Genomic DNA, 19,525 nt, shown 5'->3' on the forward strand with positions numbered 1-19,525 from the left:
GCAACCCTTTCGTCGCCTCGACAGTAGGCTTCTCTCATCCGCCAACAAATGGAACTGATGGAAAACCATCGTTTCCATCTGCGCTGAGTGCGGGCTGCGCTTCACGACCTAACCCACCGTTGCGCCTAAGACGCAGGCAGGTGCCAATCGAGAATGGAGAGATGGTCACATATTGATCAAGAAACGATCAGCCGGTATCACACCGCTCCCGTCCTGCAGCGGGAATTCGTGAAATTCAGACTTCACGATTTCTAGTGAGCCATATAGGCTGTTTGACCAGGCACCTTCCTGGCAGGCTGCCGCCGAACGAGAGTGTCCATGCCCGAACCGATCGCGAAACGGTCCCTTCGTACTGCCGTGACGCTGCGCGCGCTCTTGGTTGCCACCACGCCGCTTGCTCTGGGCGGCACTCTGATCATGACGGCCGCGAACGGTGCGTTGGCGGCCGTTCCGGCACAGACCGCTCCGAAGAAGCCGATTCGCGCCGCTGCCGCCAAGCCGGCGGCATCCAGCGAGGAACAGGTGATCGTCACCGGCACGCGCTCGCTCGGCACCAAGGCCCGCAACAGCACCAGCCCGATCGACGTGATCACCGCCGGCACGTTGCGCCGCACCGGGCAGGCCAACCTTGCCGACGCATTGGTGCGCTCGAACCCGTCGGTGAATCAGAAGGCCTACGGCAACGACACCGCGGCGCTGGTGAGCGCGATCCGTTTGCGCGGCCTGAACCCGAACGACGTTCTGGTGCTGGTGGATGGCAAGCGTCGCCACCAGACCTCCAACATCACCGCCGATTCCGGTCCGGAGCAGGGCGCCACCCCGGTCGATCTGAATGCGATCCCGACCGGTGCCATCGACCATATCGAGATTCTGCGCGACGGCGCCGCCGCGCAGTACGGTTCGGACGCCATCGCCGGCGTGGTCAACATCATCCTCAAGAAGACCGATCACGGCGACAACGCGACTGCCTATACCGGTGCCAACGCCTATAACGGCGATGGCTGGCAGTATCAGCTCGACAACGATGGCGGAATCTCCTTCGGCCAGGATGGTTATCTGCATCTGAGCGGCCAGATCTACCACGCCGACCATTCGGTGCAGCCGGAGATCGACACGCGCACCGGCAAGGACGACAACCATGTCCTCAGCACGCCGGAAGAAACCCGCGAGAGCCTGGCGCTGACCTTCGGCAGCACGCTGCTGCCCAACCTGTTCGGCGGCGTCGAAGGCTACGGCAACGTCACCTACATGCACCGTCACACCGAGGCGTACGAGAACTATCGCCTGCCGACCAGCCTGCCGGCTCTGTATCCGTGGGGCTATTCGCCGCTGGAGACCAACGAGGAAAACGATTTCGCCTCCACCATCGGCGTTCGCGCGCCCGATCTGGCTGGGTTCCGCGTCGATCTGAGCACCACCTACGGTCAGGACGAGACCGCGATCGGCACCAAGAACAGCGCCAATACCGGGCTCTACAAGAAGAACGGCTGGTCGCAGACCACGTTCGACGCGCAGACGCAGACCACCGCGCAGTGGACCAACGACCTCGACGTCTCCCATGCCTACACGCTGGGTGGCGCGCGCATGAACACCGCGTTCGGCGCGGCGGAGCGCGTCGACGTCTACGAGCTGGGCGCCGGGGATTACGGCTCCTACGCGCTCGGTGGCGCGCAGGGGTTTGCCGGCCTGTTGCCGGCCAATGCCGGCCGCTGGACCCGCGACGTGTGGTCGGCCTATCTCGATCAGGACATCCATCCGGTCAAGCAATGGGATATCGACGTTGCCGGCCGCTTCGAGCACTACACCGATTTCGGCAACACCTATAACGGCAAGATCTCGAGCCGCTACGACTTCACGCCGCATTTCGCGGTGCGCGGCACCATCAGCACCGGCACGCGCGCGCCGACGCTGGCGGAAGAGCATTACAGCTCGCTCAACGTTTCGGCGAACGGCGCCAGCGGCATTCTGGCGTCGAACTCCGCGGCCGCGCGCGGGATCGGCGCGCAGTCGCTCAACCCCGAATACTCCACCAACGCCAGCGGCGGTCTGGTCTGGACGCCGGTCAAGAACCTGACGCTGACCACCGACGTGTATCAGATCAACATCCGCGACCGCATCGCCGCAGCGGGCTCGGTGCGCGGACCCGCCGCGCTGGCCGCGATCGCCGCGACCGGCGCCACGCTTCCGGGCGGTCTGGTGCCGGCCAACGTGTCGGCCGACTTCCTGGCCAACGCCGCCAGCACCCGCACGCAGGGCCTGGACTTCAACGCGAACTACTTCAGCGATTTCCGCAATCGCGGCTGGGGCACCGTCACCTGGACCGCCGGGCTCGATCTGAACCGCACCCGCATCACCCACATCAACACCAACCAGCAAGGCGGTCTCTTCATCAATCCGCAGGAGGTGGCCTATCTCACCACCGCCACGCCGCGCTCCAAGCTGATCCTGAACTCGTTCTGGAAGATCGGCACGTTCGACGTGAACCTGCGTCAGACGCGCTATGGCCAGACCACTTCTCTGCTGACCTACGAGGATCAGGCGCCGAAGGCGCTGCAATATTCCAATACGCAGTGGAACGAGTTCAAGAACACGCCGCGCTGGCTGACCGATCTCGAAGTGGGCGACCAGCTCAACGCGCGTTGGCACGTGGCCGTGGGCGCCAACAACATCTTCAATATCCGCCCGCGTCGCGAGCCGCTCGAGAACGCCTATCTCGGCGCGCAGTACTACGCCGCCAGCTCGGCGCAGGTGCCGATCACCGGTGGATTCTACTACGGCCGGGTCAATCTGACCTTCTGACGGGGGCGGGGGTGCGGAGCGATCCGCACCCCTTCTTCGTTATGAAATCGTCGCGATCTCGTTGGGCAGCGGCGCGAACCGATCGACGAAGACCAGGGCTCCGATCGATGCGCCCAGCGAGAAATGAACGAACAGCATCGCCTGACGAAAGGCGGATTCGCCGAGCGCCACCGGGGTGAACTGCTTGTCCGCATCGACGAGCTTCAGGATTTCGTCGAGTGCCGCATTGGCGAGGATCACCGGCAGCATCGCCAGGATGAAGATGGCGAGATAACGCAGCACCTGTCCGCGCATCGCCGTCACGCTGTCGCGCCAGGCCGGATGCGGCGGATCGAGGCAGAGCGCGGTGAAGAACGGAACCTGTCGCGCGATGCCCCACAGGATCACACAGCCTGCCAGCAGCATCGACATGCCGAACCAGATTGCCATCCCGGTCTTCGAGCCGTGTGTCATTGCCGGTCCGATCAGAGCGCTGATGAAAACGGCCATTGAAGACAGGGCGAGAACCCACGCATAGGTCAGCAGCAACAGGCCGAGATATTTCCAGAACGGCGCCTTGAAGAAGAACGGGTCGAAACGCTCGCGCAGCAGCAGATGGCGCCGCCAGGAGATCGAGAACGACAGCAGGAACTTAAGTCCGGCGAGCCAGCAGATCGCCGCCAGAGCCGGCATCCACCAGGGATGCGCCAGCAAGGCCTGCCAGCGTGCATCGACGCTGTCGGCATTGCCGAAGATCCGATGATACAGAAATTCCGCTGCGACCAGGAACACGACCGGCGGCCAGATCGCCTTGGCGTGCAACAGACGATGCCGCCAGAGAAGGCGCTAGGACTGGAATACCGTCGGCAGGACGGGCAGCGGGTTCGATTGCGTCATCGAACCGAAACCGGCGAGGCGAGAGCGGGTTCCGCTCCTTCCGCCTGTGGCTCAGCCGCGCTCTTCGATGGAGGCCTGGGCGATACGCACTGCATGTCCGTTGAGCTGCGCCGCAATCAGATGCCCGACACTGACGGCGAGAACGCACAGGATCACCGATCCGATCACGTTCACCGAGGCGCGTAGCATCGCCCCGTTGCGCAGAAGATCGAGCGTCTGCAGGCTGAAAGACGAGAACGTGGTATAGCCGCCGCAGAGCCCGATCATCACGAACAGGCGGGTATTCTCGCTGACCGGAAAGCGGCCATTGGCCAAGGTGAGCGTGCCGAACAGACCGATCACGAAGGAGCCCGATACGTTGATGCCGATCGTGCCCCAGGGGATTCCCTGGCTGATCGGCTTGGTGGCGACGGACACCAGATAGCGGGCGATCGTGCCGAGAGCGCCGCCGAGCGCGATCAGCAGGCAGGTGAAGAAGGACATGCGGGTTTCCTGTGCTCCGGCGAACGGGACCGAACAGGAGTCATCAGCCCGGGCCGGGCGGTTGTCGGGGAACCCCATCCCCATCGGCGTGAACATGGAACATCGCCGGCCTGGCAACAAGCTAGGGCCGATCCGCCGGAAGACGGATCGGCCCTCGCGGTTCAGTGGGCGGTGTCGGCCGTCTTCACCAGCGGCAGCCAGACGGCGCTGGCTTCCGTGCCCTGGTGAGAGATGCGCATGGTCGCGATCTGATAGTCCGACGGCTTGGCATCGAAGATGTTCGGCACGAAGCGCTGCGGATTGCGATCGTAGAGTGGGAACCAGCTCGACTGGATCTGCACCATGATCCGGTGCCCGGGCTGGAACACATGGTTGGTGGGCGGCAGGGTGAAGCGGTAGCGCTCCACCTGGTTGGCCGGGATCGCCGAGGGATGGGCGAAATCGGTGCGATAGCGGCCGCGGAAGATGTCCATGGAGATCGGCAGTTCGTAGCCGCCCATGGACGGATCGTCCGCCACCGTATCCGGCTGCACGTCGATCAGCTTCACCACCCAATCCGCATCCGTCCCTGTCGTGGCCGCGAACAGATCGGCCTGCGGCTGGCCGGAAATGCGAACCGGCGTCGTGAGAACCGGTGTCTCATACACCAGCATGTCGGGACGGGTGGCGAATTCGCGTTGATCTGTGGTGAGCCACGGTTTCCAGCGCGCGCTGTCGGCGAACGAGACCGGACGCGTCAGATACGGGACCGGCTTGGCAGGATCGGACACGTAGCTGTCCACGCCAGCATCGGCATCAGGCTTGTTGAACGACAGGCCATGATTGGCCGCGAGATAAAGCGGCGTCATCGGTGCCGCGCAGCCTTTGTCGCAGGCGAGCGGCCATGTCGCGAACCGATCCCAGTGATTCTCGCCGGTATTGTAGATGAAGGCGGCGGCGGGAACGTCCGCCTTGGGCGAACCGGGCTTCAGATACTGGTTGAAGAACGGCACCAGGATCTGCTGGCGGTATTGGAGCGCCGTGTCGCCGTTCCAGTTCAGGCGGCCCAGGCTGGAGCCGTCGTAGTTCACCTGGCTGTGCCGCCACGGGCCCATCACCAGAATGTTGTTTCCGCCCTTGCCGCCGGCACGCAGAGCCTCCCAGGAATGGATCGCCCCCCACATATCCTCCTGGTCCCACAAGCCTTGTTCCCAAAGCGTCGGCACGTCGGACGGGTGTTCGGCGACCAGATGGTCGAGCGCCTGGCCCTGCCAGAACGCGTCCCAGGCGGGATGCGCCTTCATGCGCTGCCAGAACGGCAACTGGTCGAGACCATGCGCCGTGGCGAAGGCGCCGGTCGAGCCCGCGCGCAGGAAATTGTCGTAGTCGTCGTAGCCTGCGCGCGGGATCGACTCGCCTTCGCCGCGCACGGTCATCTGGTCGGTGAAGTAGTCGAGGCCCGGCTGGCGGAAGGCGCCGTAATGGAACCAGTCGTCGCCCATCCAGCCATCCACCATCGGGCTTTCCGGCGATGCGGCCTTCAGCGCGGGGTGCGGGTGCAACAGCGCCATCACCACGGTCCAGCCTTCGTAGGAAGAGCCGAGCATGCCGACGCGGCCGTTGCTTTCCGGCGTGTTCCTCACCAGCCAGTCGATCGTGTCCCAGGCATCGGTGGTGTCGTCAGTCTTGCTCGGATTGAGTGGCCCGATTGGCGGACGGGTCATGACGTAATCGCCTTGCGAGCCGTACTTGCCGCGCACGTCCTGGAACACGCGGATATAGCCGGCCTTCACGAAGCCGGAATCGCCTTGCGGCAGCAGTGCCAGCATGGAGGGACTGTTGTTGCGGGTCGCGCGCTTGGCGGCGTTGTAGGGCGTGCGCGTCAGCAGGATCGGTGCGTCGTGTGCGTTCTTTGGGATGACGATTACGGTGAACAGCTTCACCCCGTCGCGCATCGGGATCATCGCCTCGCGCTTGATGTAGTCGGCGCCCGGATCGGGGATCGACACATGCGCGGGAATGTCGCTGCCGGTCTGGACGGTCAGCGGATCGGCGGCGGTGGGCGTGGCGGAGCGGGCTTGCGCGCCGAGCGTGCCGCCCGCCAGCAGCCCGGTGGCGAGCAGGAGCGTGCGACGCAACGGCGTCGCAGGGCGGGCGGCACGCGCCATCAGTTGCCGCCCTTGTGCGCGCGCAGCAGGCGGCGGACGTTCGGCGGAGTGAGCTGGAGACGCTCGACCGCGGCGGCGAAGGTCGCATAATGCGGCATGGTGAGATGCGTCTCGAACGCCGCGGCGTCTTGGTAGACCTCGAACAAGGTGACCGTGTCGGCGCCGTTCTCGTCCACGAGAACGTCGAACTGGCTGCAGCCGGGCTCGTTGGCGACCGAATCGCGCGCGTCGGCCGCGCATTCGCGCAGGAACTCGGCCTTCTTGTCCGCCGGCACGGCGAACTCGGCCCAGATCACGAGGGTTTTGGCGGTCGTTTCGGTCGCAGGCATGGGGTTCCCTTTCGAGATTTCGGCGCGGCGACCCTAGGGCGGCAGGGCGGACGAGGCGAGGGGGCCGGTTTTACTTTTCATTCAGTTTCGCGTGCGATCCTGCGCTCATGTCGAACGATACTGTCGCTCCCGCCGAGACCAGACGCCGGATCGAACGCTTGCTGGCCGACCCGTCCCTGGCGGATCGCGGCGTGCGCGCTCAGGCGCATTATCTGCTTTGGGAAGTCTGCCAGATCTGCGGAGACCCGGCGGCGGCGCTGAGCCATCTGGCAGAGGCGGTCGCGCTCGATCCGGTGCAGACACGGCCGAGACGGCCGGACGCGCCTCCGCCGGAACGTACCGTCCTGGCTCTGGCGGCGACGGGCGATTTCCAGGCCAACCTGCCTCTATCCATGCTGCTGGACGAGAGCACGCTGCTCCATACGCTATGGATCAACCGGCCGGGTCTGCCTCTGCCGCCTTTGCCGCCGGCGGATTGCGTGTTCGTGGCGATGGGCGAGGAGTCCGGCCGGCATGCCCTGCTGCTGGATGCAGACCGGATCGCCCGCGAGATCGGCCTGCCCACCCTCAACAGCGGCGCGGCCATCGCCGGCCTGTCGCGGGACGGGGCGTGCGCGCTTCTGACCGGTCTCGAAGACTGCGTGGTGCCGCGCCAAGCGCGAGTCAGCGCAACCGAGCTCAGGGACCGGCCCCCGCCTTTTCCGGCGATCCTGCGTCCGGCGGGCTCCCACGCCGGGATCGGTTTGATGCGGATCGATGACCGGGCCGCGCTGGCAGCGTATCTGGACAAGATGGCGCCGGACTCGTCCTTGTTTGCAGCACCTTTCACCGATTACCGCAGCCCGGACGGGCTGTTCCGCAAGTTCAGACTGGCCTTCGTGGACCGGGAGCCGTTCTCGGTGCATCTGGCGATCCACGACGACTGGGCAGTCTGGTACTACAATGCCCGCATGGAGCTGAGCGCCGAACGACGCGCGGAAGAGGAGCGGTTCCTGCGCGATCCGCGCGCTGTCATGGGAGCCCGTGCCTTCGCAGCAGTCCGGGCGCTGGGACGCAGGATCGATCTCGATTATGCCGGGCTGGATTGCGCCGTGTTGCAGGACGGCAGATTGCTGGTGTTCGAGGTGGAAACCGCCATGCTGGTGCACGACCGCGACCCGCCGGACCTGTTTCCTGGCAAGGCCCCGGCGATCGCGCGGATCGTTTCCGCCGTGAATGCGATGATCGATCGCAGGAGCGGCCGGTCGAGTGTCGCCACCTGACCGCGACACTTGCATGTGCAAGTAATTCGCAAGTCTTCTTTCGTCTCAAAATCGCCGCCGGTTCGGCGTTCCGACCGACCATGAAGCGGTTCGCACAGGACGAGCAGACGAGCCGGAGCCGTGCAGCGTCGGTCATTTCTTCGGCTCCGGTTCTCCCGTCCGGACTGCGAGCGCCTGTGAGACGCGTTCTCAACTGCAAGCGAACTTGCAACGCATTCGCAAGACTCAAGATGCAATTCAGTCGCAATGACCAAGTATAAACGAAAAAATCGACATTTCTTGACTTGGAACAGGGGAACGATTGCGCTTATGGTGCGCTCCATCAGCAAACGCAGCGCGGTTCGGCAGGCGAAAGCACGGTCGTTCCGCCCAACCGGAGGCATCCCCATGTCCGCCACCCAGAGCCACGACGTCGCCTGCACCAAGTGCAAGTTCTTCGACGATCATGTCGCCAAGCCGCAGGCCGACGAAGGCCTGTGCCGCTTCAACCCGCCGGTGTCGCAGCCGAGCGCTGACACGCATGGCCTATGGCCCGTCGTGTCCTCCAAGGACTGGTGCGGCCATTTCAGCGTCGACACGCTGGCGGCCGGCTCCGCCGATTGAGTTCGACACGGCCGAATGACCGGAACGGGCGCCACCCTTCGGGGTGGCGCCCTTTTGTTTGTTTTTCAACGTTCTGATGACGTCGCATGCCAAAGTCAGCGAGCCCGTTTTGGTCGCACTCTAGCGCACAACACTGCGACATAAAGATGTTGCGGGTCCGAACCGGATCTGCTGTCCTTCATCGTTCGTAACACTCTGGCGTAACGCTGGGTGTAGCGGGAGGTGTTGCGATGAGAATCACTGCATTCTTGACGGTGGCCTTTCTAGCCAATCCGATGTCGGTGTGTCTGGCACAAAACGTGAAAGCGACGTCAGTCAATCTGGGTGTTGCGGCCCCGGCCTTCGCCATAGATGGCAGCGGGAACGCTCTTCTGGCTTCGCTCCATACCTTTGATACCATTAACATTGATCCGAACGGCGGTCAGTATGGATTGCTCCCGATAGCATCGCTTCCATGCCATCAGGTTAATCAGGTCTATGTGCTTGCGCAGTCCTGCCTCGGTGCGCAAGCAGCCACGGCCGCAGAAACCTATGGCTACTCTTTCAATATGGCGAATACGGACACTGGTGGAGGCGCGCCAGCGTCTTCCGCTGCCGGAGGCTCGGGGACGGACAAGGTTGTTGTCTATATCGGCGGCGATCAGCGTAGCTCGCATAGTAATTTGTGGGGGCTGAATGCCGTCGTGACGGCCGAACCGGGTATGGGCGGCATCGCGGGTGCAGAATGGGACTTGAACAGGTTCGCTACCTGTAACTCTAAGACCGATCTCGCATGGATTGGTGACACGAGCTGCCCTCAATTCATCGGTCAATGGATTACTGGGCTCAACGGCGGTGGCACCGGTGGTCCTGCCGTTTTCATCACTCAAGTTGGTGGGAGCCAGACCGCTCTTTGGAACGACGGCATTGCCATCGCACCCGGCCCGGTCGTACGGGATACCGGATTTCTGGATGCCAGCAATAGCACGACGGTTCTCAAAGCAAACGGAACGCATACCTACGGTCTGGATGTCTACAACTCCAACATCACCGCCGGAACAGTGCGAATGATGTCCGGAAATTTCTGGGGAGCGACCAATGGTCAGGGGCTGTTCTGGTCGCCAGGCCCGGGCACGAACGGTTCTACCGGCGCCAGCGATAGCATCACCGATTTCGGAGCCGGCCTACAAATTGCAACGGACGCAAATCACATACTAACCCTTTCTGGCGGGAATGTCGTAGTCTCTGCCGGGGCCCTGTATTTCGAGATCGTCGGCGGGAGCACCGGGCCTTCGCCCTTTTTGCAGCAGAATGCTGCAGGCCATCTGCATATCGGTCGGAGCGGAGGTGCTCCGGGAAGCCTTGACGTTGATGGAACCGTCCAGGCCGCGAACTTGCAGGTGAACGGTTCCGTCTTCTTTCCGACAAGCCATGGCAATCAAACAGTTCTGACGACCGACTCGAGTGGATCCCTACACGTTGGTGGAACTGGAGCTAACAGCGCATTCAACGTCGATGAACCAACCAATTTCTCCAAGCTGACGGCATCCGGGGTGGTGAGCGCTGGAAGCGTCTCCGCCGCGAACGCCATCAGCTATGGTACGGCTAACTCATCAGGCAATCACGCGGTGACTGAGGAGTCTCTGTCTGTCTATGCATCCAGCGGTGTCGTAGCGCTGACACCGAACGGGCTTGCGGAAAGCGCCTCGAACAACATCGGCGTCATCACCACCGGTGGTGCGAAGGTGACAGCCGACGTCATGTGTCAGAACGGGCAAGACACCAGCTCCTGGATCATAAAGGGAACGTTTTTAGCTGTTAATGGAACTCTCAAGCTTATGAGCTCTTCAACGACGACAGATATTCAGCCGACGTCAGGCGCTGCGCCATGGCAGATTGGTATCACCGCCGACACGCAGAACAACGCGCCGGAAGTCGTCGTTGGATTTCCGGCGGGCAATACAGCAAATATTGACTGCACCGCCCACGCGGAGATTATCACGGTCAGGTAAAGAGCCTATTTTCCGAACGGAGATGCCGATATGCCGGACTCATCGTCCGTCCGACGGATGAAATCGGTGGCATTATCGTGCAACTCGTGCAGGGCCTGTTGGTTCGCGTAGACCATGTGACCGGACTGATACTGTTTGATCTCCACATTGCCGGCCAGGCTAGCGGGGATCGGCAGATGCCGCATCTCGAACACGCCTTCGAAATAAGGTGTGCCGAGATCGAAGAAGCCCTGGTTGAGCTGCACATGCAGCTTCGGGTTTGTGATCATCGCCGCCGCCAGGTCGGGAAGAACGTTCGGAGCCCCGTTGCTGGCGCGCATGACGTGCGGGAGTTGGTGCTTGAACGCCCATTCGCGGATGTTGTTGGCGCTGGCCTTGTATTCCAGGAAATCGCCTCCGGTCGGGCCGGCATCGTCGTAATGCAGCACGCGTCGGACATAATCGTTGAAGGTCGACAGATAGGCCGAGGCCATCGACGCGTTCATCGGATCGTATTCCGGGCGCTGCGAAAGCGGATCGATGGCGAACCCAGTGAAGCGGCTGTCCAGGCGTCCCGTATCCATGCTGTCGGCGCCCAGCAGAGTCTGCGCGAACTCGCCGCCATTCACACGGAGCCGGGCCTTCTTCCAGTAGGAGACCGGAATTCCCGTATATTGGTAGAGCTTCTCGGCGACGCGATCGCGATCCGCGTCGCTCAGCGCCGTGCCCTGCTGCAGGGCGGTGTTGTAGTCGCCGAGAGCGAACCGCTCCACCTCGTCCAGGAAGGTGCGCAGATCGGTGGGCGGCGTTCCGGGCAGCTTATGATGGTAGAACGCGGTGGCGGCATAGGTCGGCAGCGCCAGGATGTAGGGCTGGTCGACGCTGGGATTGTTTTCCGGCTCGTCGACGCTGTTGTCGTAATCAAGGATCTGCGACAGCAGGATCACGCCATTCAGGTCGATCTGCTTCTCGCTTGCCAACTCATTGGCGAGGATGGCGGAACGTGTGGTCCCGTAGCTTTCGCCGAACAGGTATTTCGGCGACGAGAAGCGGTTGTAGCGCGTCAGGAACTGGCTGATGAAGTTCGTGAAGGCGTAGGCATCAGGATCGGTGCCGTAGAATTCCTTGTTGGCGTCCTTGCCGGCGATACGACCGAACCCAGTGCCGGGTGCGTCGATGAACACGAGATCGGTCGCATCCAGCAGGCTGTCGTCATTGTTGATCAGCTTGTAGGGCGCCGCATCCGTGTGGGTGTCATTGGCCGTCACCACACGACGCGGGCCGAGCGCGCCCATATGCAGCCACACCGTCGCCGAGCCGGGGCCGCCATTGTACACGAAAGTGATCGGCCGGTTCTCCGGGTGCATGCCCTTCTTGAAATAGGCGACATAGAACATCGATGCTTCTGCGGTCGGGTTCTTTCCATCAGAGGAATCGCTGTCGTTCCAGCCCTTGGGATGCACGACCAGCGTGCCGGAGGCGGCCTGATAGTCGATCTTCTGGCCGCGAACCGTCACCGACCCGTCCGACAGAACCTGCTTCGGCGTGAAATTGGGTGCGACGGACTTGGCTGGCGGCGGCGGTGGGGGAGGAGCGGGATCGTCGGCGCGTGCTGTGGCCAGGGGAAGAAAGACGCAGAGCGAGGCCAACGCCACGCCCCGAATAAGCTCGTTTCTCGACAATGCCCGCTCCCGAATGACAGAGCGGTCATTCTTCCTGCCCGAACCAAGCCAGGCAAGACCGCTTCGAATGGTTCACGCAGGCGGAATGCGGCGTGCGACCCGATCATGCGGCAAAGCGCTGGCGATGATGTGATAAATTGTTTCTGTTTCGATGTGATATCGTGGCCGCTCAATTATGGTTACCGAGAAACGCGTAGACGGTGAACGGCTATGCGGTCCACGATATGTTGTCTTATTCTATTGGCCTTGGCGGCATGTTCGCCGATGTCCGACCCTCCTGGCCCGGTGGCGGGCCGGGACGTATCCTGCCTCAACCGGCAGGGAGGCGTGCCGCTCGCGACGGCCATGGCAGAATGCCACACCAAGGTGCCTGACCTGACCGGTGATACATACCTTCAGGCCGTCGCATTGAACGACAAAATACCGTTCACCATCCGGCCGCAGGCCGATGCCGCAATCAAGAACAAACCCAGTGTGCCCACAGGCTCGCTCATTCCTGAGCCGCCGTCGGCCTACAAAAACGAAGGTCTTGCATTCATGGGAACCGGCATCGATTTCACCGGAACACCGTGATAGGCAGAGGGTTCTCCGTCTTTCCCGGCTAGGGACTTGGACTGATCCGGATAGCGGCTTCGGCATCGTCGGCGGCGAATGTCTCGTGACACACGCCTCTCGCACGCGCCGAAGCATGCCAGTCCATTCCCGATCAGGGTTCAGCACCGGTTCTGCCGAACGTATCGCATGGATTGTAGCTGCCGCGTTGACGAAACGGGAACAGGACAATGCGAATATCCGTGTTACGGCGACAAGCTGACAGAAAATGTTCTTGTGCCGATCCGTCTGTCCCTCGTCTCGATGCCGTTTTCCAGCGGTGAAACATCATGCAGTCGATATCTGGTATGCGACTAGAATACTGAGACGCCGGTCTACGTCGATCAGGGCGACATCGGAAAGGCGGCTTCCGGCGCCGCCAAAGCCGAGGATATCGCCCCGCATGTGGTCCGGTTGCCAAAAGCAGAGCGGGGTTCTGCGCTACTACAGCGACGGTGGGCCGTGAAGCCATCCTTCGCCTGCGCCACGCGCCGCCGAAATCTGGTCAAGAACCACGAGCGCTACGCGACGATACGCGCGAACTTCCATGCCATCGCATACATGCTCAGAAGTGCCGCTCTATTCATGTAGAGTGCATAATAACCCCCTAGAGATGAAACACCACCTTCACACAACCGTCCTGCTTGTCGCGGAAGGTCTCGTAGAGATCAGGTCCTTGTTCGAGATCGCTCGAACGGTGCGTGATCAAGAAGGTCGGGTCGATCGTGCCGGACTGTATGTGGTCCGCCAATGTATCGAGCCAGCGTTTCACGTGTGTCTGACCAGAACGAATGGTCAGCCCTTTCTGGACCACCGCACCCATGTTCACCGGGACAGGTCCGCCATACACGCCCGGCACGGAAACGATCCCGCTGTTGCGCACGGCCTGGATCATCTGTTGCAAAGCGAACGGGCGCTGTGTCGAGGTCAGCTTTTCCTGGATCGTGCTGATCGCGCCGAGAAGACCATGATGACCGTCTGATTCCATGCCGACGCAATCGATCACGGCATCAGGCCCCTCGCCGTTCGTGATCTCCTTGATCCGTTCCAGAACGTCGTCCGTCGACGGATCGATCACATGCGTCGCGCCGGCCAGACGAGCAAGCGATTGGCGCTCGCTCACCATCTCGACCGCGATGACGATCTCAGCCCCCATCACGGCAGCGGACTTGATCGCGAACAGCCCAACCGGACCGGCACCCCAGATCGCGACCTTCTCTCCGCCCTTGAGGTCGCAATAGGCGGCCGCCTGCCAGCCGGTTGGCAGAATATCGGACAGGAACAAGGCCTGTTCATCCGACATGCCGTCCGGCACCTTCATCGGACCGACGTCGGCCATCGGTACCCGCACGTATTCGGCCTGCCCACCGGCGAAACCGCCGGTCAGATGCGAATAGCCGAACAAGCCGGCGGTGGGGTAGCCGAACTGTTGCGCCGCCATCTCTCCGTTCGGGTTGGAGCGAAGGCACGACGCCCAGTTGCCCATGCGGCACATCCGGCATTCGCCACAGTTGATGTTGAATGGCACGACCACGCGGTCGCCTTTCTTCAGAACATGATCCGGACTGCCGACCTCGACGACCTCGCCCATGAACTCGTGGCCAAGGACATCGCCGCGTTCCATCGTCGGCATCTGCCCGTCCATCAAATGCAGGTCGGAGCCGCAAATGGCGCAGGCCGTCACACGCAGGATGACATCTCGACCATCCTGGATGATGGGATCAGGCACCGTTTCACAGCGAATATCGTTCTTCCCATTCCAGCAAAGTGCGCGCATTTTAAAGGTCCTTTTCCGCTCGGCCGCCAGCGCCCTTTGACGCGAACCACCGTATACGGAATGCCAAGTTCCGGGAAGATACATGGTTCAACCGGGAACAACGCCTGCTTTATCACGATAAGCTGAGGAGGCGGATGATGCATGCTGCCGGGCAAACGGCGGCGGAGAGAAACCTTGCTGAACACGGCGGATGAATCGCTGATACTTCTGAAGGATATCCCCTTTTTCGCTTCGGAGGCGGAGCGGATCGATCGTGAGGGCGGGCTGCCCGATGCTGCCATGAGGCGTCTTCGTGCCATCGGGACTCTTAGGCTCCCTCTCCCTACGGCATCAGGTGGGGCCGGTGTCGGTACCGATCCGGCCGGTGCGATCGCCGCATTGTCTCTTCTGCGCGCATTGGGGCGCGCCGACCTCTCCTTGGGGAGATTGTTCGAAGGGCATATCAACGCGATCCGTCTGGTGGTTCTGCACGGAAACGCCGCGCAGAAGCGCGCACTGGCCGAGAAGGTCAAGCAGGGCGATCTGGTCGCTCTCTGGGTGACTGACGAGATGCCGGTGCGGTTGCAGCGCGACGGATCGGACTGGGTGCTCACCGGCCAGAAAAGCATTGCCTCTGGCGTTGGTGTGGCCGGCCTCGCGCTGATCACGGTTCAGCCACCGGAGGGCCATCCGCGCCTGGCCCTGATGCCAGTGGAAAAGACGGTGCAGGCGGCGCGTGTTTCCTTGAGCGGCATGCGCGGTGCGGCCACCGGTCGTTACGACTTCACGGATGCACGAATCGCAGATGACGCGTTGATCGGCCCGCCTGGGATCTACCTGTCACAGCCGGAATTCTCCGCTGGCGCCTGGCGCGGTGCGGCAGTAGCGCTGGGTGGAATCGATCGTCTCGTCGACGAGATGCGCGAGATCTTGCAGTCGCGCGGACGCAGCGCCGATCCGCATCAGCGTGTCCGCATCGGCGAAGCGCTGATCCATCGCGAAACCGCCGCTTTCTGGTGTCGCCGGGCCTGTCTGGTGGCCGAAGGGCAGGGATTCGCGGCCGGCGACGTGCAGGCGACGGTGAACCTGGCGCGGATTGCTTGCGAAAAGGCGGGGTTGGCCGTGATCGAGCTGGTCCAGCGCGGGTTGGGGTTTGGTGCGTTTCTGCGCGGCAGCGTCGTGGAGCGGACGATGCGCGATCTGGCGACCTATCTGCGCCAGCCGGCACCGGACGAGACGCTGGTCGAAGCCGCTGCCTGGTTCACCGATCGCGATCTGCCCGATCCGGATCGGGCGTCGGGGCGGCCGGTATGATGCGTGCGGCGGATATGCTGGAAGCGTTTCGTGCGTTTCCCCTCGGCACGATCGACGGCGTTTTCCCCGGCACGATCCTGATCCTGGCGCCGCATCCGGACGACGAGTCCCTCGGCTGTGGCGGCATCATCGCCGCCTTGTGCGCGGCCGGACGGCCGCCGATCGTGGTTGTTCTTACTGATGGCGCCGGCTCGCACCCATCCTCGCCGAGCTGGCCGCCCGAGCGGCTGCGTGCCGCCCGAGCCCGGGAAGCCGCGCAGGCGGTGTCTCTGCTCGGATTGCCGGCGGAACGCCTGATCCTGATGGGGTTGCCGGACACGCGTGCGCCGCAGGCGGGACCGGATCTCGATCGTGCGGTGGCGGATCTGGCCGCGATCGCAACGGCGCACCGGTGCGACAGCATCTTTTCGAGCTGGGAGCATGATCCGCATGGGGATCATCTCGCCGCGTGGCGTATCGGACAAGCGGCGTCCGCACGGATCGAAGCGCGCGCTCTGGCCTATCCCGTCTGGGGATGGACCCTGGACGGTGATACCGAACTGCCCGGCGGAGCTCCGCTCGGCTGGCGGATCGACGTGGAACAGTTCCTTCCCGTCAAAGCCGAGGCCATCTCCGCGCATGCGACGCAGCACGAAGGCCTGATCACGGATGATCCGAACGGTTTCTCCTTGCCCTCCGATTTTCTGAGCCTGTTCCAGACACGGTTCGAAACTGTGCTGCTGCCATGAGCGGAGAAAGCTGGGGGCGCGACGTGTTCGACCGGCTCTACGGCGCCGATCCCGACCCGTGGCGGTTCGATAGCAGCGCCTATGAGGCCGGAAAATACGCAGACACGCTCTCCCAGCTCGAGGATCGACGATTCTCGAATGGGCTCGAACTCGGCTGCGGCAACGGGGCCATGAGCATTCGTCTGAGCGAGCGATGCGATACGTTGCTGGCAGTGGATATCTCGCCCAAGGCTCTGGCACTGGCGAAACGCCGCTGCGCGGAGCGGACGGGCATCTCGTTCTGCGAGGCTTCCATGCCGGGCGGGTTTGACATTCTGTCCCCTGGACCGTTCGACCTGGTCGTGATCTCCGAACTGCTTTATTTCCTGAATCCGATCGATGTGTCCGATCTCGCCACGCGTGTTGCCGCAGTACTGGCTGATCAGGCACTGGTTGTCCTGGTAAACTGGACAGGCGAAACGGATACACCGTGCACGGGAGACGAGGCCGCCGAACGGTTCGCACGGCGGCTCGGCGCACAGGGGCGATTCAAGCGAACGCTTCTCCGCCGGGATACTTACCGGATCGACAGGCTATGCCGGGCCGTTCGCTGAACGGGCGCGGGGTCTCTCAGGCCACCGGCTCAATGTCGAAAGCCCGGCTTGGGACCGTGTGACTTTGCAGCAACATGCCCACGATCCGCTCCGCTTCTCGGTGATGCCGTGCCAGCAGACGTCTTTCCACCGGTCTGCGCTCTAGCGCGGCACTGTTGCGCTCCAGCGCATCCCAGCCTTGGCCCTGGAACGGCAATTGCAGCCAGGCTCCCAGCGCAGTGCTGTCGACACCGAGCGCCAGCGCGAATGCTGTCACGTCGGCGGCCGGTCCACCGCAGCGGCGCAACTGCCGAAACGTCGCCCGTGTCCTGGCCCGGTGCAGTGCCGCTGCCGGGGATTCCAGCGATTCGTCCAGAAGCGGATCCTGTTTCAGCATGCGTCGGGCCATGGTGTCGGCCATGCCGCCGCGTGCACGCCCCACCGTCCGGCCGGATACCACCACCCGCACGTCCGGCGCGTGCCGGATCGGCCGGTCTACCCGCCGCAGCGCCTGGAGGAAGGCACGGTCTTCGCCGGTTGCCAGCGGTGGCACTCCACCGGCCGCCTGCCAGGCGCGCACGGTGACGGCGATGCTGGCGCCGGAATGCTCCGTATGGCGCGGCCAGGGATCGAACGGATCGGGATCGGCAAGGGAGTGGATGCGATCGAGCAGGGTGCCGAACGCGACCTCCCGCGCATCGTCCTCATGTAATTCGGCCGGAATTAACCTCGCCTCGACGGGATCGATCTCCGCCTGGCCGCACACCACCTCCACCCCCGACAGGAAGGCGCGCCGCGTTGCCGATACCCAATCGGGTGCGACCAGCCCATCCGCATCGGTTGCCAGAAGAAGGCCGTCCGGCCCCGCGATCGTAGCGGCGATGCGCATGGCCCAGGCCCGCGCCGTACCGGCATTCGCCTGCTCCGGTGGAAGCGACGTCTCGATCGCGGTGACCGGAAAACGCAGCCTGGGACGGACGAGATCCACCATCGCCATCGTGTCGTCGGTGGTGTTGTTGACCAACAGCACGACGTGGTCCGGAGGCGCATCACGCTGGTCCGACAAAGCCAGCAGACACGACCCGATCCGCTCCGCCTCATTCCGGACGGGAATGGCGACGCAAGCCGTTGCTGACGCTGGGGACATCGGCTTTCTCCCGGAACGGATGGAGGCCGGTGCCGCCGGGTCCGGTCGCGTCATGACCTAACGTCCGGAAGGCGGAAAGACGTTCTTCGCGCAGGACACGTGTTTGTGCGGAGGGGGAGGCGTCGCCACATGGCGTGACGAGGCCCATCATGAGAAAGCCGACAGCGGCCGCGACCGATCTGATCCAGGAGAGTTGGGTTCATGAGCATGGAACACAGGCGGCTCGGCCGCTCGGGCCTTCGCGTACCCGTTTTGAGCCTCGGCACGGCGACCTTTGCCGGGCGGGGCGAGTTCTTCGAGGCCTGGGGCGCCACGGACGTTTCCGACGCCTCGCGCATGATCGATATCTGCCTCGACTCCGGGCTGAACATGTTCGACAGCGCCGACATCTATTCAGCCGGCGGCGCCGAAGAGGTGCTCGGTGCGGCGATCAAGGGGCGCCGCGATCAGGTGCTGATTTCCACCAAGGCGACCTTCCGTCTCGGGGAGGACGCCAACGATGTCGGCTCGTCCCGCTTCCATCTGGTGAAAAGCGTCGAAGGCGCGTTGAAACGTCTCGGGACCGACCGGATCGACCTGTTCCAGTTGCACGGCTTCGACGCCATGGTACCGCCGGAGGAGACGCTCGGCGCACTCGACGATCTCGTACGGGGGGGTAAGGTCCTCTATGTCGGCTGTTCGAACTTTTCCGGCTGGCACCTGATGAAGTCGCTTGCTGTGGCCGAGCGCTACAACCTGCCGCGCTATGTGGCGCATCAAGCATATTATTCGTTGATCGGCCGTGACTATGAAAACGAGCTGATGCCGCTGGGGCTGGACCAGGGCGTCGGCGCCATTGTCTGGAGCCCGCTCGGCTGGGGGCGTCTGACCGGCAAGATCGGCCGAAACAAGCCGATCCCGGCGCAGTCGCGCCTGCACAAGACGGCCGAGATGGGGCCACCGGTGGAGGACGAGCATCTTTTCGCCGTCACCGATGCGCTGGAAACCCTGGCGGCCGAACTCGGCAAGACGGTGCCACAGATCGCGCTGAACTGGCTGTTGCAACGCCCGACAGTGGCCAATGTCATCGTCGGCGCCCGTAACGAGGAACAGCTCCGGCAGAATCTTGGTGCGGTAGGCTGGTCTCTGACGGCCGAGCAGGTCGCGCTACTGGACAAGGCGAGCCATCGGGTCAAACCCTATCCCTACTGGCATCAGCAGGGCTTTTCCGAACGGAACCCGTTTCCGGTTTGAGAGCCGGCACGGACCTGACGGAACCGGACTGGG

General features: G+C 63.2%; 16 protein-coding genes and 1 riboswitch. Of the genes, 9 read left to right on the forward strand and 7 right to left on the reverse strand.

Going from position 1 to position 19,525, the window contains the following annotated elements:
* The first annotated feature begins 318 nt into the window (after positions 1 to 318).
* Entirely contained in the window at positions 319 to 2,799 is a 2,481-nt protein-coding gene (locus ACZ5BM_RS12120; RefSeq protein WP_498908273.1) for a TonB-dependent receptor plug domain-containing protein, read from the forward strand.
* Between the two features lie 39 nt (positions 2,800 to 2,838).
* Here the strand turns inward: ACZ5BM_RS12120 and ACZ5BM_RS12125 are convergent, their stop codons facing one another.
* The 4 genes from ACZ5BM_RS12125 to ACZ5BM_RS12140 form a co-directional block, all read right to left on the reverse strand.
* A complete protein-coding gene (locus tag ACZ5BM_RS12125; protein ID WP_498908274.1) occupies positions 2,839 to 3,600 on the reverse strand; it encodes a hypothetical protein in 762 nt (253 codons plus the stop codon).
* A 126-nt stretch (positions 3,601 to 3,726) separates the two neighbouring features.
* The gene (gene crcB / locus ACZ5BM_RS12130; protein WP_498908275.1) at positions 3,727 to 4,158 is read right to left on the reverse strand and encodes a CrcB family protein; all 432 of its coding nucleotides are present in this window, start codon (positions 4,156 to 4,158) and stop codon (positions 3,727 to 3,729) included.
* A gap of 27 nt (positions 4,159 to 4,185) precedes the next feature.
* Positions 4,186 to 4,249: riboswitch (Fluoride riboswitch) on the reverse strand.
* A gap of 70 nt (positions 4,250 to 4,319) precedes the next feature.
* Positions 4,320 to 6,305 carry a CocE/NonD family hydrolase gene (locus tag ACZ5BM_RS12135; protein ID WP_498908276.1) on the reverse strand — a complete coding sequence of 662 codons (1,986 nt, stop codon included), beginning with the start codon at positions 6,303 to 6,305 and terminating at the stop codon, positions 4,320 to 4,322.
* On the reverse strand, positions 6,305 to 6,634 hold the full coding sequence (locus ACZ5BM_RS12140; RefSeq protein WP_498908277.1) for a putative quinol monooxygenase: 330 nt from the start codon (positions 6,632 to 6,634) through the stop codon (positions 6,305 to 6,307). The genes ACZ5BM_RS12135 and ACZ5BM_RS12140 overlap by 1 nt, the downstream gene beginning before the upstream one ends.
* 107 nt (positions 6,635 to 6,741) lie before the next feature.
* Here ACZ5BM_RS12140 and ACZ5BM_RS12145 point away from each other — a divergent pair, with 107 nt between their 5' ends.
* The 3 genes from ACZ5BM_RS12145 to ACZ5BM_RS12155 all read left to right on the forward strand — a co-directional run bounded on the left by ACZ5BM_RS12145 (position 6,742) and on the right by ACZ5BM_RS12155 (position 10,490).
* On the forward strand, positions 6,742 to 7,896 hold the full coding sequence (locus ACZ5BM_RS12145; protein ID WP_498908279.1) for an ATP-grasp domain-containing protein: 1,155 nt from the start codon (positions 6,742 to 6,744) through the stop codon (positions 7,894 to 7,896).
* Positions 7,897 to 8,283: 387 nt separating this feature from the next.
* Positions 8,284 to 8,499, forward strand: coding sequence for a hypothetical protein (locus ACZ5BM_RS12150; RefSeq protein ID WP_498908281.1), 216 nt, complete (start codon positions 8,284 to 8,286; stop codon positions 8,497 to 8,499).
* A gap of 230 nt (positions 8,500 to 8,729) precedes the next feature.
* Positions 8,730 to 10,490: an autotransporter outer membrane beta-barrel domain-containing protein gene (locus ACZ5BM_RS12155; protein WP_498908283.1), complete on the forward strand. Its 1,761-nt coding sequence runs from the start codon at positions 8,730 to 8,732 to the stop codon at positions 10,488 to 10,490.
* 5 nt (positions 10,491 to 10,495) lie between these two features.
* On the opposite strand, the gene ACZ5BM_RS12160 is transcribed toward ACZ5BM_RS12155, so the two are convergent.
* Positions 10,496 to 12,124 carry a S10 family peptidase gene (locus ACZ5BM_RS12160; protein ID WP_498908285.1) on the reverse strand — a complete coding sequence of 543 codons (1,629 nt, stop codon included), beginning with the start codon at positions 12,122 to 12,124 and terminating at the stop codon, positions 10,496 to 10,498.
* A gap of 291 nt (positions 12,125 to 12,415) precedes the next feature.
* Between ACZ5BM_RS12160 and ACZ5BM_RS12165 the strand changes: the two genes are divergently transcribed.
* Positions 12,416 to 12,724, forward strand: a complete 309-nt coding sequence (locus ACZ5BM_RS12165) for a hypothetical protein (protein WP_498908286.1) — start codon at positions 12,416 to 12,418, stop codon at positions 12,722 to 12,724.
* A 625-nt stretch (positions 12,725 to 13,349) separates the two neighbouring features.
* Here ACZ5BM_RS12165 and ACZ5BM_RS12170 read toward each other — a convergent pair.
* A complete protein-coding gene (locus ACZ5BM_RS12170; protein WP_498908287.1) occupies positions 13,350 to 14,519 on the reverse strand; it encodes a zinc-dependent alcohol dehydrogenase in 1,170 nt (389 codons plus the stop codon).
* A 141-nt stretch (positions 14,520 to 14,660) separates the two neighbouring features.
* Here ACZ5BM_RS12170 and ACZ5BM_RS12175 point away from each other — a divergent pair, with 141 nt between their 5' ends.
* The 3 genes from ACZ5BM_RS12175 to ACZ5BM_RS12185 are packed head-to-tail and all read left to right on the forward strand — an operon-like array spanning position 14,661 to position 17,133.
* A complete protein-coding gene (locus tag ACZ5BM_RS12175) occupies positions 14,661 to 15,812 on the forward strand; it encodes an acyl-CoA dehydrogenase family protein (RefSeq protein WP_498908289.1) in 1,152 nt (383 codons plus the stop codon).
* Positions 15,809 to 16,540 (forward strand): PIG-L deacetylase family protein, encoded by a 732-nt coding sequence (locus ACZ5BM_RS12180; protein WP_498908290.1) that lies wholly within the window; start codon positions 15,809 to 15,811, stop codon positions 16,538 to 16,540. The genes ACZ5BM_RS12175 and ACZ5BM_RS12180 overlap by 4 nt, the downstream gene beginning before the upstream one ends.
* 23 nt (positions 16,541 to 16,563) lie before the next feature.
* The gene (locus ACZ5BM_RS12185; RefSeq protein WP_498908292.1) at positions 16,564 to 17,133 is read left to right on the forward strand and encodes a class I SAM-dependent DNA methyltransferase; all 570 of its coding nucleotides are present in this window, start codon (positions 16,564 to 16,566) and stop codon (positions 17,131 to 17,133) included.
* Between the two features lie 16 nt (positions 17,134 to 17,149).
* On the opposite strand, the gene ACZ5BM_RS12190 is transcribed toward ACZ5BM_RS12185, so the two are convergent.
* Complete coding sequence (locus ACZ5BM_RS12190; RefSeq protein WP_498908293.1) at positions 17,150 to 18,313, reverse strand: glycosyltransferase; 1,164 nt, start codon at positions 18,311 to 18,313, stop codon at positions 17,150 to 17,152.
* A 147-nt stretch (positions 18,314 to 18,460) separates the two neighbouring features.
* Here ACZ5BM_RS12190 and ACZ5BM_RS12195 point away from each other — a divergent pair, with 147 nt between their 5' ends.
* The gene (locus ACZ5BM_RS12195) at positions 18,461 to 19,492 is read left to right on the forward strand and encodes an aldo/keto reductase (RefSeq protein WP_498908294.1); all 1,032 of its coding nucleotides are present in this window, start codon (positions 18,461 to 18,463) and stop codon (positions 19,490 to 19,492) included.
* Positions 19,493 to 19,525: the final 33 nt, after the last annotated feature.

This window comes from Lichenicola sp. GTC18331 (assembly GCF_055386855.1).

Excerpts from the sequence above, each read along its gene's own strand:
- ACZ5BM_RS12120 (WP_498908273.1), top strand. The coding sequence starts at position 319 with ATGCCCGAACCGATCGCGAAACGGTCCCTTCGTACTGCCGTGACGCTG.
- crcB (WP_498908275.1), bottom strand. The coding sequence starts at position 4,158 with ATGTCCTTCTTCACCTGCCTGCTGATCGCGCTCGGCGGCGCTCTCGGC.
- ACZ5BM_RS12135 (WP_498908276.1), bottom strand. The coding sequence starts at position 6,305 with ATGGCGCGTGCCGCCCGCCCTGCGACGCCGTTGCGTCGCACGCTCCTG.
- ACZ5BM_RS12140 (WP_498908277.1), bottom strand. The coding sequence starts at position 6,634 with ATGCCTGCGACCGAAACGACCGCCAAAACCCTCGTGATCTGGGCCGAG.
- ACZ5BM_RS12145 (WP_498908279.1), top strand. The coding sequence starts at position 6,742 with ATGTCGAACGATACTGTCGCTCCCGCCGAGACCAGACGCCGGATCGAA.
- ACZ5BM_RS12150 (WP_498908281.1), top strand. The coding sequence starts at position 8,284 with ATGTCCGCCACCCAGAGCCACGACGTCGCCTGCACCAAGTGCAAGTTC.
- ACZ5BM_RS12155 (WP_498908283.1), top strand. The coding sequence starts at position 8,730 with ATGAGAATCACTGCATTCTTGACGGTGGCCTTTCTAGCCAATCCGATG.
- ACZ5BM_RS12165 (WP_498908286.1), top strand. The coding sequence starts at position 12,416 with ATGTCCGACCCTCCTGGCCCGGTGGCGGGCCGGGACGTATCCTGCCTC.
- ACZ5BM_RS12170 (WP_498908287.1), bottom strand. The coding sequence starts at position 14,519 with ATGCGCGCACTTTGCTGGAATGGGAAGAACGATATTCGCTGTGAAACG.
- ACZ5BM_RS12175 (WP_498908289.1), top strand. The coding sequence starts at position 14,661 with ATGCTGCCGGGCAAACGGCGGCGGAGAGAAACCTTGCTGAACACGGCG.
- ACZ5BM_RS12180 (WP_498908290.1), top strand. The coding sequence starts at position 15,809 with ATGATGCGTGCGGCGGATATGCTGGAAGCGTTTCGTGCGTTTCCCCTC.
- ACZ5BM_RS12190 (WP_498908293.1), bottom strand. The coding sequence starts at position 18,313 with ATGACGCGACCGGACCCGGCGGCACCGGCCTCCATCCGTTCCGGGAGA.
- ACZ5BM_RS12195 (WP_498908294.1), top strand. The coding sequence starts at position 18,461 with ATGAGCATGGAACACAGGCGGCTCGGCCGCTCGGGCCTTCGCGTACCC.